The sequence below is a fragment of the Caulobacter sp. 10L414 genome (assembly GCF_056395525.1).
Window position 1 is genome coordinate 1 of record NZ_JBFTJR010000032.1, and the last position, 14,824, is coordinate 14,824.

The window sequence follows — 14,824 nt, forward strand, 5'->3', positions numbered from 1 at the left end:
TGTCGGCGTAGTTCTTGGCGGTCGCGCCGCCCGACTTCGCCAGCGTGATCGTGATCGCGGCCGTCAGCGTCGTCTTGCCATGGTCAACGTGACCGATGGTGCCGATGTTGCAGTGCGGCTTAGTGCGTTCGAACTTTTCCTTGGCCATCGTCTCTACCTTCGCGCCGGCGGCTGATTGATTACGTCTAACTTTTCGGGGGAGCTGGAGCGGGTAGCGGGAATCGAACCCGCATCCTCAGCTTGGAAGGCTGCTGCACTACCATTGTGCTATACCCGCCCTGGTAAGCTAGACTTGGGCCTAGCTGTAACTGGCAGCGGGGTCGCGTCGGCTCCCGTCTCTTGGCTCGGGGGCCTCAAGCCCTCCTTCCGGTGTTCATCGCGCGTGGTGGGGGAAGAAGGACTCGAACCTTCGAAGCTTTCGCAGCGGATTTACAGTCCGCCCCCTTTGCCGCTCGGGACATTCCCCCACGGCGCGATGTGAACTACCGGAAGAGGCGGCCATATCTTCGATCTTCGCGGCCGTGTCAAACGGCTACTGTGGATCGAGGAACAAAAGCTCTTTGAGCAGGAACGGACTGTGCTTAAGCACCGCCGGACCGGCTCGCGGAACCTCGTGGCCCCCAAATCGGAGCGCGTCTTATAGTGTCCTCTCATTCTGAACGCAACGACCGTAGAAGGCCAAAAGCGCCAGAACGTGAAAATCGCTCCAAGCCTCAGAAAACCAAGACCTTTTCCAAGCCGGCCGGCGACGACAAGGAATGGATCTGGGGGAATCACGCGGTCGAAGCGGCGCTTTCGAACCCCGCCAGGCCGCCCGCCAAGCGCCTTTTGGTGACGCCGGAGCGGGCCAAGCGACTCGCGCCGAATCTCCAGCGCCACCCCGCGCTGCAGATCCTGGAGACGGGCGACATCGCCAGGCTTCTGCCGCAGGGCGCGGTGCACCAGGGCATCGCCATGAAGGTCGCCGAGCCCGAACCGCTGTCGCTGGCCGAACTGGGCACGCCGGCCCAGGGCGTGATCGTCATGCTCGACCAGATCACCGACCCGCAGAACGTCGGCGCGATCTTCCGCTCGGCCGCCGCGTTCGGCGTGAAGGGCGCGGTGCTGCAGGACCGCCACGCCCCCGCCCTCTCCGGCGTGCTGGCCAAGACCGCCGTCGGCGCGGTCGACAAGGTGCCCTACGCGCGCGTGGTCAATCTTTCGCGGGCTCTCGAGGAACTGGCGGACCTGGGCTGGCGGGCCGTGGCCCTGGCCGGCGAGGCCGAGGCCAGCTTGGAGGAGGTGCTGGACGGCGGTCCGACCGTGCTGGTGCTGGGTTCGGAAGGCGAAGGCGTGCGCCGCCTGGTGGCCGAGCACTGCGACGCGATGGGAAAAATCCCCATGCCGGGCGGCTTCGAGAGCCTGAACGTGTCCGCCGCGGCGGCGATCGCGCTCTATGAAACGTCACGAGTTCGCCTGAAGGGGGAAATCGGTTCGTGAATCCCGATTAACCGTTTTGATTTCGTCGCAACGACGTGTTTTCCTCGCGGACGAGTAACTTCGCGAGCCTTGCCCGCGAAGGATTTGAAGCATGGGATCGGGGGACCCGATGTTGCAGATGAAGTTCCGGACGGCGGCCCTGGCCTCGTCCGCCGTTGTCGTGCTGGCGCTGGCAGGGTGCGGCGCCAAGCAGCCGGCCGACACGTCGTCGGCCTTGAACGAGCCGGCGCCGCCGCCGCCCGTCGAGAAATCCGAACTGCTGGGCGCGCCGCCGGCGATGGCCGAGGCCCCGCCGGCCGACGGCCTGCTTGGCGGTCCGATCGCCCAGCCCAAGCCGGTCGCGGTCACCAGCGGCGATTCGCGCCTGAAGACCTGGCGCCGGCCCGACGGCACGCTGGTCACCGCCATGCGCCCGATCGCCAATCCGCGTGAGGGCAAGCCGGCGGCCCGTCCGCATCCCAAGCCGCACCACCCCCGTCCGGCCCAGGTCGCCGCCGCGCGTCCCGCGCCGGTCGCGGCCAAGCCGGCTCCGATCGCAGCCAAGCCCGCGCCCAAGCCCGCCGTCGTCGCCGCAAAGCCGGCGCCGGTGAAGGCCGCGCCCGTCGCGCCGGCGCCCAAGGCCGTGGCCCAGGCCCCGGCGCTGAAGCCGGTCGCGCCGCCGGCCAAGCCGGAGAAGCTGGCCAAGGCCCCGACGCCCGTCGTCGTCCCGGCCGCGCCCGCCGCCGCCAAGCTGTCGCCCAAGGTCGAGAAGCTGCAGGCCGCCGTCGCCCCCGCCGCCACCAGCGGCGCGGTGCTGGCCACCGCCGAAAGCCTGAAGACCGGCAAGGAAGGCCAGGTCACCCTGTCGCTGCCGGCCACGCTGGGCGACATGATCAAGCAGCAGGCCGCCAAGCTGGGCATCGGCAAGCCGGCCAAGAAGGTCAGCGCCTATGCCGACCTCGAGGGCAAGGGCTACGAGATCACCCCGAACGGCCGCCAGACCGCGACCGTCAAGCCGGGCGAGCCGACCACCTTCGCCTGGCAGGTCAAGCCGACGCCCGAGGCCAACGGCCAACTGACCACCTCGTTCGGCGCCTCGCTGGACGGCGCCAAGCCCGCCCAGCCGTTCTCGCTGGGCACGATCAGCAAGCAGGTCGCCGCCGCGCCCGCGAAGGCCAAGGAAGCGGTCGAGGGCTTCAAGCTGCCGGCCTTCCTGGACACCCAGTACGAGGTGCCGGGCATCGGCAAGATTCCGGGCAAGTCGCTGCTGGGCGCGGGCCTGGTTCTGCTGGCGCTGATCATCCTGGTGGCGATCTCGCGCAACGCGGCCAAGGCCAAGGAACGGGCCGAGCGTCGCCGCAAGTTCCGCACCCTGACCGACTACGGCCGCAACGAGCCGGAGTTCGACACGCCCAAGTCGCAGGACGTGGCCTATGTGAACCCGATGGTGGCCGCCGCCGGCGGCGCGATCGCCGGGGCCGCGGCCACGGCGATGTTCAACCACAACCAGGAAGCCAAGGCCGAGGAGGCCGCCGCCCAGGCGACCGAGCACGAGCCCTTCCCCGCCCCCGCCGACGACAGCCCGCAGGTGCAGCACGTCAGCGAACAGGCCCATGTCGAGCCGGCGGCCGAACCGGTCGTCCACGCCGAGCCGGCCAGCGAGGAAACCCATCGCGAGCCCGAGCCGGTCCACTAGGATCGGCGCTTTCGACGGCTTCAGCGGCGCGTCCCTGACCGGGGCGCGCCGCTTTCGTTTCCGGCCCCTTTTTCCAACCCTTGCCAGGGCGCGCCGCCTGCCCCATTGAGACCGCATGCTCGAAACGCTCTTCACGCCCGACGGCCCCGCCGCCGCCTTCCTCCAGGTCCTGATGATCGACCTCGTCCTGGCCGGCGACAACGCCGTGGCCGTGGGCCTGGCCGCCGGCGGCCTGCCGGTGAAGGACCGCAAGAAGGTCATCCTCTACGGGCTGGGCGCGGCCGTGGTGCTGCGCATCGGTTTCGCGCTGATCACCACCTGGCTGCTGGGCGTGGTGGGCCTGCTGCTGGCCGGCGGCTTCCTGCTCTTGTGGGTGTGCTGGAAGATGTGGCGCGAGATGCGCGACCAGGCGCACCACGACGAGGCCGACGCGGCCGCCGTGCTCGACAGCGACCCGACCACCGAACCACGCGCCAGGCCGGCCAAGAGCTTCAAGAGCGCCTTCCTGCAGGTGCTGATCGCCGACGTCTCGATGTCGCTGGACAACGTGCTGGCCGTGGCCGGCGCCGCCCGCGAGCACCCGGGCATCCTGGTGTTCGGCCTCCTGCTGTCGATCGCCCTGATGGGCCTGGCCGCCAACGCCATCGCCAAGCTGCTGCACAAGCACCGCTGGATCGGCTTCGTGGGCCTGGCCATCGTGCTGTACGTCGCCCTGCACATGATCTGGGAAGGCCACCGCAGCGTCGTCATGGACCTGCACAAGACCGAGCAATACAACGCCGTCGCGCCGAGCGTGATCGACATCAAGCCCGACGAAGTGACCCAGCACGAGAAGCACCGCTAGGCCCATGGCGAAGATCTGGACCCCGAAGCTGTACCTGCGCCTGGCCGCCCTCAGCGGCTTCGTCTCGGTGGCCGTCGGGGCCTTCGCCGCCCATGGCGTGCACGAGGCGCGCCCCGCCGAACTGCTGAAGACCGGCGCGCTCTACGAGATGACCCACGCGCTGGCGGTGTTCGCCGCCTTCGCCGTGGCGCGGGCCACGGGACGCTGCGGCGGCCTGGTCGCCGGCCTCTTCCTGCTGGGGACGCTGGTGTTCTCGGGCACGCTGTACGCCATGGCCTTCGGCGGCCCGCGCATCCTGGGGGCGATCACGCCGATCGGGGGCGTGGCCTTCCTGGCCGGCTGGCTGGCCCTGGCCTGGAGCGCCGGCAAGGTCGCCGACCAGGCCTAGCCACGCTTGCAAAGGCGCGGATAGATCATTCTAAGTTGCACGAGGCGACGTGAACTCCACCCAGGGAGGACAGGCTTCATGCGACCGATCCGGACACTCCAGGGCTGCGCCGCCCTTCTGCTGGCCTCGACCACGCTGACCACCCAGGCCTGTTCGCAGGCGGGGCCGGACCTTCAGGCCTACGACCAGGGCCGCTTCATCCCCTTCACGCCCTGGGCGGCCGGGCCGTTCGACGGCCCGCCGACCGTGTCGCTGCGGCTGGACGGACCGCTGGGCGCCTATGCCCCGCCGCCGGTGGTGATGGACACCGGCTCGACAGGGGTGGTGATCTCGGCCATCGACCTGCCCGGCTGGTCGGCCGACAAGGCCAAGGCCTATCCGCGCGGCTGGGAGTTCCTGAGCAGCAGCAAGCGGCTGTGGGTGGGCCACTGGGTCCCCACCAGCGTCGCCTTCGTCGACGCGGCGGGAGCGGAGCTGGCGCGGGCGCAGGTTCCGATCCTGGTGGTCGACACCGAACACGACTGCCCCGGCTACGACGTGAAGACCTCGCCGGGAACCTGCGCGGCGCCGAAGGCCACGATCACCATGCCCAGGGGCATCGCCTATATGGGCGTCGGTTTCGGGCGCGAGGGCAACGGCCAGACCCAGGGCACGCCGCAGAAGAACCCGCTGCTGAACCTCGTGGCCATCGACGGCCGGCCCATCGCGCCGAAGACCTATCGCCGGGGCTATGTGGTGACCCAGGGCGGCGTGCACGTGGGCCTGACCCCGGCCAACACCGGCGGCTTCCGGTTCGTGAAGCTGGGCAGGCAGGGTCCCAACGGCGCCATGGACTGGCCGCAGGCGCCGATGCAGGTGGCGGCCGGCGGCCTGCCCGCCCAGCCCGGCGCGCTGCTGATCGATACCGGCATCCCGACCATGTACCTGGGCGTGGCCGATCCCGCCGCCCTGCAGACGCGCACCCAGACCAACAACAACGACAAGGCCCAGTCGACGGTGCTGGCGGACGGCCAGACGGTGACCATCACCGTGCCCACCGCCCCGGCCACGACCCTGGCCTTCACGACGGGCCAGGGCGACGCGATCGCGCCGACCCAGGTGCTGGTCAATTCGCCGATGCCGACGGCGTTCGTGAACACCGGCCGCCACGCGCTGCGCCGCATCGATGTGCTTTTCGACGCCGACGGCGGCTGGTTCGGGTTGCGGCCGACGGGGCCTTAGGGATCATCGCCCCGCCCCAACTCCGAGCATCCCCGCGAAGGCGGGGACCCAAGCTGGCTTTCAGGAAACGGCGCAGCCGTGGACAGTCCGCCGACTCGGCTTGGTTCCCCGCCTTCGCGGGGATGCTCGCTGAAGAGAAGCCGAAGTGAGTGAGAAGCGGCTCGCCTAAACCGCCGCCTTCTTCGGCACGGCCAGCAGGAAGATCGCCAGGCTGGAGCCCACGAGGCAGGCGAACATCACGATCGCCACCGGGCGCGGGGTGCCGTCGTGCAGCAGGCCGCCGGCCCAGGCGGCCACGGCGCCGGCGCCGAACGAGGTGCCGCCCATCAGGGCCGAGATCGAGCCGGCCCGGCGCGGGTCGACGCTGAGCGCGCCGGCCATGGTGTTGCCCGACATCAGGCCGTAGGTCGACAGCGCCAGGAACAGGACCGGCAGCACCGTCCACTCGCCGCCTAGGCCCGTCCAGGCGAAGAAACTCAGCACCAGGGCCAGGGTCGTGGAGGCCAGGCTGGCGCGGGTCAGCACCTCGTCGGGCTTGAAGCGGCGCAGCAGCAGGCGGTTGACCTGGCTGGCGCCGATGATGCCCACGGCGTTCAGCGCGAAGACGATGTTGAAGACCAGCGGCGAGTGGCCGTAGGTGCCCATCACCAGGTCGGGCGAGGTCGAGATGTAGGTGAACAGCACCGAGCCGTTCAGCGCCCCGGCGATGCCGTAGCCCAGGAGGCGCTTTTCGCGCAGCAGCAGGGCGAAGGCGCGCAGCGGGTTCTCGGCGCGGGCCTGGGCGGCGGTCTCTTCGGAGCGCGACTCCTTGAGGCCCAGAAGCACCCACAGGCCGATGGCCAGGCCGAACAGCGCCATCACCCCGAACACCGCCCGCCAGCCGGCCAGGGCGAAGATCAGGCCGCCCAGCTGCGGCGCCAGCACCGGCGCCAGGCCCATGATCAGGGTCATCAGCGACAGCACCCGGGCCGTCTCGGCATGGTCGAAGCGGTCACGCACTACCGCGCGGGCCACCACCGCCCCGGCGCAGCCGCCCAGGGCCTGGACGAAGCGTGCGCCCAGCAGCACCTCGATGTTCGGCGCGAGCGCGCAGGTCACCGAGGCGACGGTGTAGATGACCACGCCCAGCAGGATCGGCGCGCGCCGGCCCAGGCGGTCGGACGCCGGGCCATAGAGGAACTGGCCGATGGCCATGCCGGCGAAGAAGGTCGCCAGGGTCAGCTGAACCTGCTCGGGACCCGCCTTCAGCGTCTGGCCGATGGCCGGGAAGCTGGACAGGTACATGTCGATCGACATCGGCGCGAAGGCCGTCAGCGCCCCCAAAAGCAGGACGAGCCGCCAGGGCGTGGCGGAGGGGGAAGCGGAAGCGGCGGAAGTCATGGGCGCCTTCTACTCCCGTCCGCCGCGACGGAAACCCTTTATCGCTTGCCCGGTCGATCACGCCCCCGCAATCTGACCGCTGATAACATAACAAGGGAGACGCCGATGGCCGCCGCGCAGACCTGGCCGCAGCCGCAGTTCGCCGACATCAACGGCTTGCGGATGGCCTATTACGAGGCCGGATCGCGCCAGGGCGTTCCCATCGTCTTCTCCCACGGCTTTCCCGAACTGGCCTATTCGTGGCGACATCAGGTCGCAGCCCTCGCGCAGGCCGGATACTGGGTGATCGCCCCCGACCAGCGCGGTTACGGCCTGACGGGCAAGCCCGACGCCGTCACCGACTACGACATGGAGCACCTGACGGGCGACCTCGTCGGCCTGCTCGATCACCTGGGCGTGGAGAAGGCGGTGTTCTGCGGCCACGACTGGGGCGGCATCGTCGTCTGGGCCATGCCGCTGCTGCATCCGACGCGCGTGGCCGGGATCATCGGGCTGAACACCCCGTTCGTGCCGCGCCTGCCGATCGACCCCATCGAGATGTTCAAGGCCGCCTACGGGCCGGACATGTACATCGTGCACTTCCAGACGCCCGGCGCGGCCGACGCCCTGTTCGCCCAGGACGTCGACAAGACCATGCGCTTCTTCATGCGCCTGCCCGGCGACAGCGTGGTCGGCTTCTCCTCGCGCCCAGCCGAGCGGCGCTCGCTGGCCCTGCAGCTGGCGCTGGAGCACTACGATCCCGCGACCGACGACAAGCAGTTCCTCAGCGACGAGGAACGGGGCGTCTATGTGGAGGCGTTTGAGGCGGGCGGCTTCACCGGACCGATCAACTGGTACCGCAACTTCACCCGCAACTGGGAGCGGTCCGAGCCCCTGCCCCGCCGCATCGACGGCGTTCCCTGCCTGATGATCATGGCCGAGCACGACGTGGTGCTGCCGCCGAGCCTGGCCGACCGCATGGGCGACCAGATCGACGACCTGGAGAAGGTGCTGGTCGAGGGCAGCGGCCACTGGACCCAGCAGGAAAAGCCGGAGGCGGTGAACGCGGCGATCATCGACTGGCTGGGACGGCGGTTTGCGAGGGGGTGAGGGGCGCCGTGGGTTCAATCTCACGTCCCTTTACGGTGTCATCCCGGCCGAAGGAGCGCATAGCGCTCCGTAGAGCCGGGATCTCCCGCGCCGCCCCCTCGCAACCGTAGGAGATCCCGGCGCTCCGCTTCGCTACGGCCGGGATGACAATGGTTTAGGTCAGGACGTCAGAACCGCGCTCTCAGCCCCACGCGCGCCGCCCGGCCCGCCATCGGCGCCCGGTAGCGCAGGAACGAGTTGTGGGCCCGGGCCTCCTCGTCGAGCAGGTTGGTCGCGTCGACGAAGGCCTCCCACTTGGCGCCGCGCGCTTCGAAGGCGTAGGCGGCGTGGGCGTCGACCAGGGTGTAGGCGGCGCTCGGCGCCTCGCTCTTGGCGACCCGGTCCTGCTTCTCGTAGCGGACGGCGCCCAGGCTGGCGCTCCAGACGCCCCGCGACCATGACACGTCGCCGCCGAAGCGCGAGACCGGCATCCGCGGCAGGTAGTCGCCGTCGAGGTTGCGGCGGAAATACTCCTTGTCCCACTCGGCCGTGGTCTTGGACGAGGTGAAGGGGCTGTAGCCGTCCGGCAGGGTGAAGCGGGGCTTGCTGCGCACCCGGTCGACGAAGCCGCCGAGCACGACGTCGCCGACGGGCGTGCCGCGGAAGGCGACCGAGCCCTCGATCTCCAGTCCCTCGATCCGGGTGTCGCCCTGGCGCCATTCGCGCACCGGCAGGGTTCGCGAGACCCCGGTGTTCCCGAGATAGAGGTAGTTGTCGTAGTCGGTGCGGTAAGCCGCCGCCGTCAGGCGATAGCGGCCGCGCTGGAAGCCCGCGCCCAGCTCGGCGGTCTTGGCCCGCTCGACCTTCAGACGGGCGTCGCCCTGCTCTTCGGTGAGGATGCCGAAGTGGTCGCCGTTGGCGTAGAGCTCGATCAGCGACGGCGCGCGCTCGGTCTCGTCGTAGCGAGCCTCGACGAACAGGCCCTCGATCACGTCGTAGCGCAGCGAGCCCGACAGGTCGGTCGTCGAGTAGTCGCGATCCTTGGCCAGCGAGCCCAGGCCGCGGCCCGGACGGATGGAGGCCTCGTCGACGTCGTAGCGCGTGCGGCCCGCGCGAGCGCCGGCCTTCACGGTCAGGGCGCGCCAGGCGAACTGCTCGGTCCAGTAGATGGCGTCCTCGCGGGTGGCGACCGACGGCAGGTAGGCCTTGGCCCCGTCGGTGACCAGATCGCGCTGGCTGGCCTGCACGCCGACCAAACCAGAGAAGCCCGCGAAGGGCTTGTGGGTCACGTCGATGCGCAGGTCGTCGGCCGTGGTGCGAAGGCGGGTGTGGGGCTGGCCATCGATCACCTCGCGATCGTCGCCTTCGGTGCGGGCCAGGGCGAAATCGATCCGCGCCACGCCCAGGGCGTCGGGCGTCAGGCCGCCCTTGACGTCGAACCGCGTCGAGCGGACCTGCAGGGCGATCGGCGACGGCTGCGGATGGCTGGAGGTGATGTAGGCGAAGCCCGGCACGCCGTAGTCGCTGACATAGCGCTGCACGGCCGCGCCGAAATAGCCGTCGGCAGTGATGCGGCTGGCGCCCAGCGTGGCGACCTTCGTCGTCAGGCCGCTGTTGGACAGCCGCCCCTCTGCGCCGGGATAGCGGTCGGTGATCACCTGGCGCTCGGGCGGGGTGGCGTCGACCCAGAGGCCCGTGGCCGGATCGCGCACCCAGGTCGGGTTGGACAGGCGCACCTGGCACAGGGTCTGGGCGTAGACATTGGACACCAGCGTCTTCCAGGTGCGGCAGGCCGCGTCCTTGGAGCCGCCGGGAATGCGCAGGTCGGGAACGTCGCGATAGAGGGCGTCGAAATGCCAGGCCCACTCGCCCTGGCCCCCGTCTAGCCTGGCCATGGCGGCCGAGCCGGTGTTGTAGCCGCCGCTGATCTCGGCCCGGCCCGAGAAGGCCTGGGCCGGAACGCTGGCGGGGATGCGGCCGTCGCTCACATCGACCGCGCCGCCGACCGCCTGACCACCGTTCAGCACCGAAGCCGGGCCCTTGGAGACGACAATGCGGTCGGCCAGGAACGGCTCGATCGGGGCGGCGTGATCGCCCGACAGGGTCGAGGCGTCGCGCGAGGGCATGCCGTTGACCAGCAGCGCCACGCGCGGCCCCGACTGGCCGCGGATCTCGGGGCGTCCGGCGGCCGGGCCGAAGGCGCTGTTCTGCACGCCCGGGGTCTTGGCCAGGGTCTCGCCCAGGCTCGCGGCGCGCACGCGGGCCAGCGTCTCGCCGGCCAGAACCGAGCGCGAGGCGGTCAGGACGGGGCCCAGCTCGTCCTGGGCGCCCTCGACGAGGACGGGCTCAACGGCGGTGGGGCTCTCGCCCCCCTCCTCGGCATGGGCGGGGACGGCCGCGAGCGGCAGGAGCGAGGCGAAGGCGAGCAGAAATCTACGCATGGGGGCACGCTGTCCGGGATGGAAATGACGATGGGGGACGCGGCAGGTCGGTGAGACCGATCCGCGCTGCGCATTTCTGTTATGTTATATTGTAACGATTCTCAAGCGGAGCTTGGCAACGCACGTGCGGGGCTCTAGCGTCCGCGCCATGATCCGTCCCTCGCTCATGGCCCTCTCGGCCTGTCTCGCCCTGGCCTCTCCCGTGATGGCCGAAAAACTCACCCCCGAGCGCCTGTTCTCCGATCCGGACATCAACGGGCCGACCGCCAAGGGCGTGGCGCTGTCGCCGGACGGCAAGCGGGTGACCTACCTGAAGGCCAAGGCCGAGGCCGCCAACGTGCAGGACCTGTGGGCGGTGGACGTGAAAGGCGGCGAGCCCTACCGGCTGATCGACGCCACCGCCCTGTCGTCGGGCGACAAGGCGCTGTCGGAAGCCGAGATCGCCCGTCGCGAGCGCGCCCGGGTGCTGGCCCGCGGCGTCGTCGAATACAGCTGGGACAGCGAGGGCCGCTTCGTGCTCGTGCCGCTGGACGGCGACCTCTATGTCGACAGCGTCGCCGACGGCAAGGTGACCCGCCTGACCCAGACCCCGGGCGACGAGGTCGACGCCAAGGTCTCGCCCAAGGGCAGGTTCGTCTCCTATGTCCGCGACCAGAACCTCTATGTGCGCCCGCTGACCGGCGGCGAGGAGACGGCGGTGACCGCCGAGGGCAAGGGCGCCCTGTCGTTCGGCGTGGCCGAGTTCATCGCCCAGGAGGAGATGGACCGCAACACCGGCTACTGGTGGTCGCCGGACGAACGCCTGATCGCCTACACCCGCGTCGACGAGAGCGGCGTCGACATCGTGCCGCGCGCCGACATCGGCCCGGCCGGCGCGACCGTGATCGACCAGCGCTATCCCCGCGCCGGCCGTCCGAACGCCGTCGTCGACCTGTTCGTCAAGGACCTGGCCTCGGGCAAGGTGGTGCAGATCGACCTGGGCGCCGACAAGGACATCTACCTGGCCCGCGTGGCCTGGGCCAAGGACGGCAAGACCCTCTACGTCCAGCGCCAGAGCCGCGACCAGAAKACCCTCGACCTGATCGCCTTCGACCCGGCCAAGGGCTCGGGCAAGACGATCCTGACCGAGACGGACCCGCACTGGGTGGAGCTGCACGACGACTTCCGCCCGCTGAAGGACGGCAGTTTCCTTTGGTCGTCGGAGAAGTCGGGCAACAAGCACCTCTACCACTACGCCGCCGACGGCAAGCTGCTGGCGCAGGTGACCAAGGGCGACTGGCCGGTCGACAAGATCGAGGCTGTCAACGACGTCGACGAGAAGCGCGGCCTGGTGTTCTTCAGCGCCTCGATCGAAACGCCGATCGAGCGCCGGCTCTATTCGGTCTCCTACATCAAGCCCGCCGCGCCCAAGGCCCTGACCCCGGCCGGCGGCTGGTGGACGACCAAGGTCGCCGCCACCGGCGCCTTCGTCGGCTCGTACTCGGATCCGAAGACCCCGCCGCAGACGGCGCTGTACGACCCGACCGGAAAGCGCGTGCGCTGGATCGAGGAGAACAGGCTCGACGCCGCCCACCCCTACGCGCCCTACGCCGCCAACCACCTGGTTCCGGAGTTCGGCACGCTGAAGGCCGCCGACGGCCAGGTGCTGCACTACTCACTGCTGAAGCCGGCGAACTTCGACGCGGCCAGGAAGTATCCGGTGATCGTCTCTGTGTATGGCGGCCCGCACGCCCAGCGCGTGACCAAGAGCTGGGGCGTCAACGACGAGGCCTTCGCCAACGCCGGCTACGTGGTGTTCAAGCTGGACAACCGCGGCTCGTCCAACCGCTCGACGGCGTTCAAGACGGCGCTGGACCGCCGCATGGGCACGGTCGAGGTCGAGGACCAGTTCGTCGGCGCGGCCTTCCTGAAGACCCTGCCCTATGTCGATCCCGAGCGCCTGGGCGTGATGGGCTGGTCGTACGGCGGCTTCATGACCCTGATGATGCTGACCGCCGAGGGCACGCCCTTCAAGGCCGGCGTCTCGGGCGCGCCGCCGACCGAGTGGGGCCTCTACGACACCCACTACACCGAGCAGTTCATGGGCAAGCCCGACGAGAACAAGGCCGGCTATGCGGCCTCGGACTTCCTGGGCCGCGTCGACAAGCTCAAGCCCGACAGCCTGATGCTGATCCACGGCATGGCCGACGACAACGTGATCTTCGAGAACAGCACCCGCGTGCTGGCGGCGCTGCAGAAGAAGGGGATCGCCTTCGAGACCATGCTGTACCCGGGCGAGCGCCACAGCGTCATCCGCAGCCGCTCCAAGGGCCTGCACGTGATGAAGACGCACCTCGACTTCTTCGACCGCAAGCTCAAGGGCGAGTGATCGATCAGCGGCCCCGACTTCACGGTCGGGGCCGTTTCTGCATGTGACAGGGGGACGGATCGTGGGGATGAAGCGTCTGTTGCTGGCCGGCGGGGCCGCGTTGCTGCTGGCCGGTCCGGCCCTGGCCGCGCCGGAGGCGGCAAGGCCGCAGACGCCGGCCGAGTACCTCGCCTCGCTTTCGAAGGACGCCGAGGACGAGGTCGCGCACGTCGCCTTCGTCGGCCCGCAGATCACCCTCGCCGACGAACAGGCCCTGCAGGCCTCCGGCGAGCTGACCGCCGAGGACGCCGTACTGGGCCGCCTGACCGTGCAGCACTACTTCGGCGACCGGACCAACGCCGTGCTGGCCTTCAATCCCGACGCCCTGAAGATCGCCCGCGCCCTCGACGCCGAGCGCAAGGCGGGCAAGACGCGCGGCCCGCTGCACGGCCTGCCGATCCTGATCAAGGACAACATCGAGACCGCCGACCCGATGGCCACCACCGCCGGCTCGCTGGCGCTGAAGGACAATATCACCGGCCGCGACGCCCCGCTGGTCGCCCGGCTGCGCGCGGCCGGCATGGTGGTGCTGGGCAAGGCCAACCTGTCGGAATGGGCCAACATCCGCTCGTCGCGCTCGACCAGCGGCTGGAGCGCCGTGGGCGGCCTGACCCGCAATCCCTACGCGCTGGACCGCAGCGCCTGCGGCTCGTCCAGCGGTTCGGGCGCGGCGGTGGCGTCGGGCCTGGCGACGGCCGCGATCGGCACCGAGACCGACGGCTCGATCACCTGCCCCGCCGCCATGAACGGCCTGGTGGGCCTGAAGCCGACGGTGGGCCTGGTTTCGCGCACCCACGTCGTGCCGATCAGCCACAGCCAGGACACGGCCGGCCCGATGACCACCACGGTGCGCGACGCGGCCTTGCTGCTGACCGCCATGGCCGGCTCGGATCCCGCCGATCCGGCGACCCTGGAGGCCGACGCCCGCAGGAGCGACTACGCCGCGGGCCTGTCGAAGACGTCGCTGAAGGGCGTCACCCTGGCGGTGGCGCGGTTCTACACCGGAGATTCCCCCAGGACCGACGCGGTGTTCGAGCAGGCGCTGAAGGACCTGTCGGCCCAGGGCGCCAAGCTGGTCGAGGTGAAGGCCTTCGACGAGGGCCCGGTCGGCAAGGCCGAGGGGCTGGTGCTGTTCACCGAGTTCAAGGCCGATATCGCCGCCTACCTGGCCTCGACCGACCCGAAGAAGGTTCAGGCCCGCACCCTGGCCGACCTGATCGCCTTCAACGCCGCCAGCCCGGAGGAACTGCGCTGGTTCGGCCAGGAGACCTTCGAGCGGGCGCAGGCGACCAAGGGCCTGGATGATCCCGACTACCTGAAGGCCAAGGCCGACGCCAAGCGCTTGGCGGGGCCGGAAGGGATCGACCGGATCCTCAAGGAAACCGGCGCGGTCGCCATCGTCGCCCCGACCACCGGGCCAGCCTGGACCATCGATCCTGTCAACGGCGACCACTACGGCGCCTCGGCCACCACCCTGCCCGCGGTGGCCGGCTATCCGCACCTGACCGTGCCCATGGGCCAGGTCGAGGGCCTGCCGGTGGGGCTGTCGTTCATCGGCCCGGCCTGGAGCGAAGCCCGCCTGCTGAGCCTGGGTTACGCCTACGAGCAGGCGACGATGCGCAGGCGGCCGCCGGAAATGAAGGCGACGGTGGGGCCTTGAAGGAAACCCTCTCTCTTTGAGAGAGGGAGGGACCCATGGCGCAGCCATGGGAGGGTGAGAGGTGACAAACTCACCGAATGTAGCGCGGCTGGCCCCGCCTCGAAACTCAACGCGCCTCCCGTCGTCATCCCGGAAAGTGCGTAGCGCTTATCCGGGACCTAGGGGACTGGGCTCAGTCGACGACGCGGCAACTTGGCGGCGGCAAACGCGATGCGGCGGCTCCTGGGTCCCGGCTCTACGCGCTATGCGCTTCGGCCGGGA

Annotated in this window: 11 protein-coding genes and 2 tRNA genes; 8 read left to right on the plus strand and 5 right to left on the minus strand. The window is 69.9% G+C overall.

What is annotated here, in order from left to right:
* The 3 genes from AC1DCG_RS14050 to AC1DCG_RS14060 form a co-directional block, all read right to left on the minus strand.
* The coding region (locus AC1DCG_RS14050; protein ID WP_477028999.1) for a GTP-binding protein at positions 1-148 on the minus strand (148 nt) is incomplete at its 3' end.
* Positions 149-203: 55 nt separating this feature from the next.
* A tRNA-Gly gene (locus AC1DCG_RS14055) sits at positions 204-277 on the minus strand.
* A 106-nt stretch (positions 278-383) separates the two neighbouring features.
* Positions 384-467, minus strand: a tRNA-Tyr gene (locus AC1DCG_RS14060).
* A gap of 175 nt (positions 468-642) precedes the next feature.
* On the opposite strand from AC1DCG_RS14060, the gene rlmB reads away from it, so the two are divergent.
* The 5 genes from rlmB (at position 643) to AC1DCG_RS14085 (ending at position 5,607) form a co-directional block, all read left to right on the plus strand.
* Positions 643-1,479 carry a 23S rRNA (guanosine(2251)-2'-O)-methyltransferase RlmB gene (gene rlmB / locus AC1DCG_RS14065; RefSeq protein ID WP_165260266.1) on the plus strand — a complete coding sequence of 279 codons (837 nt, stop codon included), beginning with the start codon at positions 643-645 and terminating at the stop codon, positions 1,477-1,479.
* Positions 1,480-1,570: 91 nt separating this feature from the next.
* Positions 1,571-3,154 (plus strand): stalk-specific protein StpX, encoded by a 1,584-nt coding sequence (gene stpX / locus AC1DCG_RS14070; protein ID WP_477028910.1) that lies wholly within the window; start codon positions 1,571-1,573, stop codon positions 3,152-3,154.
* A 115-nt stretch (positions 3,155-3,269) separates the two neighbouring features.
* Positions 3,270-3,998, plus strand: a complete 729-nt coding sequence (locus AC1DCG_RS14075; RefSeq protein ID WP_477028911.1) for a TerC family protein — start codon at positions 3,270-3,272, stop codon at positions 3,996-3,998.
* Between the two features lie 4 nt (positions 3,999-4,002).
* Positions 4,003-4,386 (plus strand): DUF423 domain-containing protein, encoded by a 384-nt coding sequence (locus AC1DCG_RS14080; RefSeq protein WP_477028912.1) that lies wholly within the window; start codon positions 4,003-4,005, stop codon positions 4,384-4,386.
* 78 nt (positions 4,387-4,464) lie between these two features.
* Positions 4,465-5,607, plus strand: coding sequence for a hypothetical protein (locus AC1DCG_RS14085; RefSeq protein WP_477028913.1), 1,143 nt, complete (start codon positions 4,465-4,467; stop codon positions 5,605-5,607).
* A 165-nt stretch (positions 5,608-5,772) separates the two neighbouring features.
* Here AC1DCG_RS14085 and AC1DCG_RS14090 read toward each other — a convergent pair whose 3' ends face one another.
* Positions 5,773-6,987, minus strand: coding sequence for a multidrug effflux MFS transporter (locus AC1DCG_RS14090; protein ID WP_477028914.1), 1,215 nt, complete (start codon positions 6,985-6,987; stop codon positions 5,773-5,775).
* 105 nt (positions 6,988-7,092) lie between these two features.
* Here AC1DCG_RS14090 and AC1DCG_RS14095 point away from each other — a divergent pair, with 105 nt between their 5' ends.
* Entirely contained in the window at positions 7,093-8,076 is a 984-nt protein-coding gene (locus AC1DCG_RS14095) for an alpha/beta fold hydrolase (RefSeq protein WP_477028915.1), read from the plus strand.
* Between the two features lie 167 nt (positions 8,077-8,243).
* Here the strand turns inward: AC1DCG_RS14095 and AC1DCG_RS14100 are convergent, their stop codons facing one another.
* Positions 8,244-10,496 (minus strand): TonB-dependent receptor, encoded by a 2,253-nt coding sequence (locus tag AC1DCG_RS14100; RefSeq protein ID WP_477028916.1) that lies wholly within the window; start codon positions 10,494-10,496, stop codon positions 8,244-8,246.
* Between the two features lie 148 nt (positions 10,497-10,644).
* Between AC1DCG_RS14100 and AC1DCG_RS14105 the strand changes: the two genes are divergently transcribed.
* Together AC1DCG_RS14105 and AC1DCG_RS14110 are read left to right on the plus strand one after the other, a co-directional pair.
* Positions 10,645-12,864: a S9 family peptidase gene (locus AC1DCG_RS14105; RefSeq protein ID WP_477041526.1), complete on the plus strand. Its 2,220-nt coding sequence runs from the start codon at positions 10,645-10,647 to the stop codon at positions 12,862-12,864.
* Between the two features lie 67 nt (positions 12,865-12,931).
* Complete coding sequence (locus AC1DCG_RS14110) at positions 12,932-14,563, plus strand: amidase (RefSeq protein ID WP_477028918.1); 1,632 nt, start codon at positions 12,932-12,934, stop codon at positions 14,561-14,563.
* Positions 14,564-14,824 lie beyond the last annotated feature (261 nt).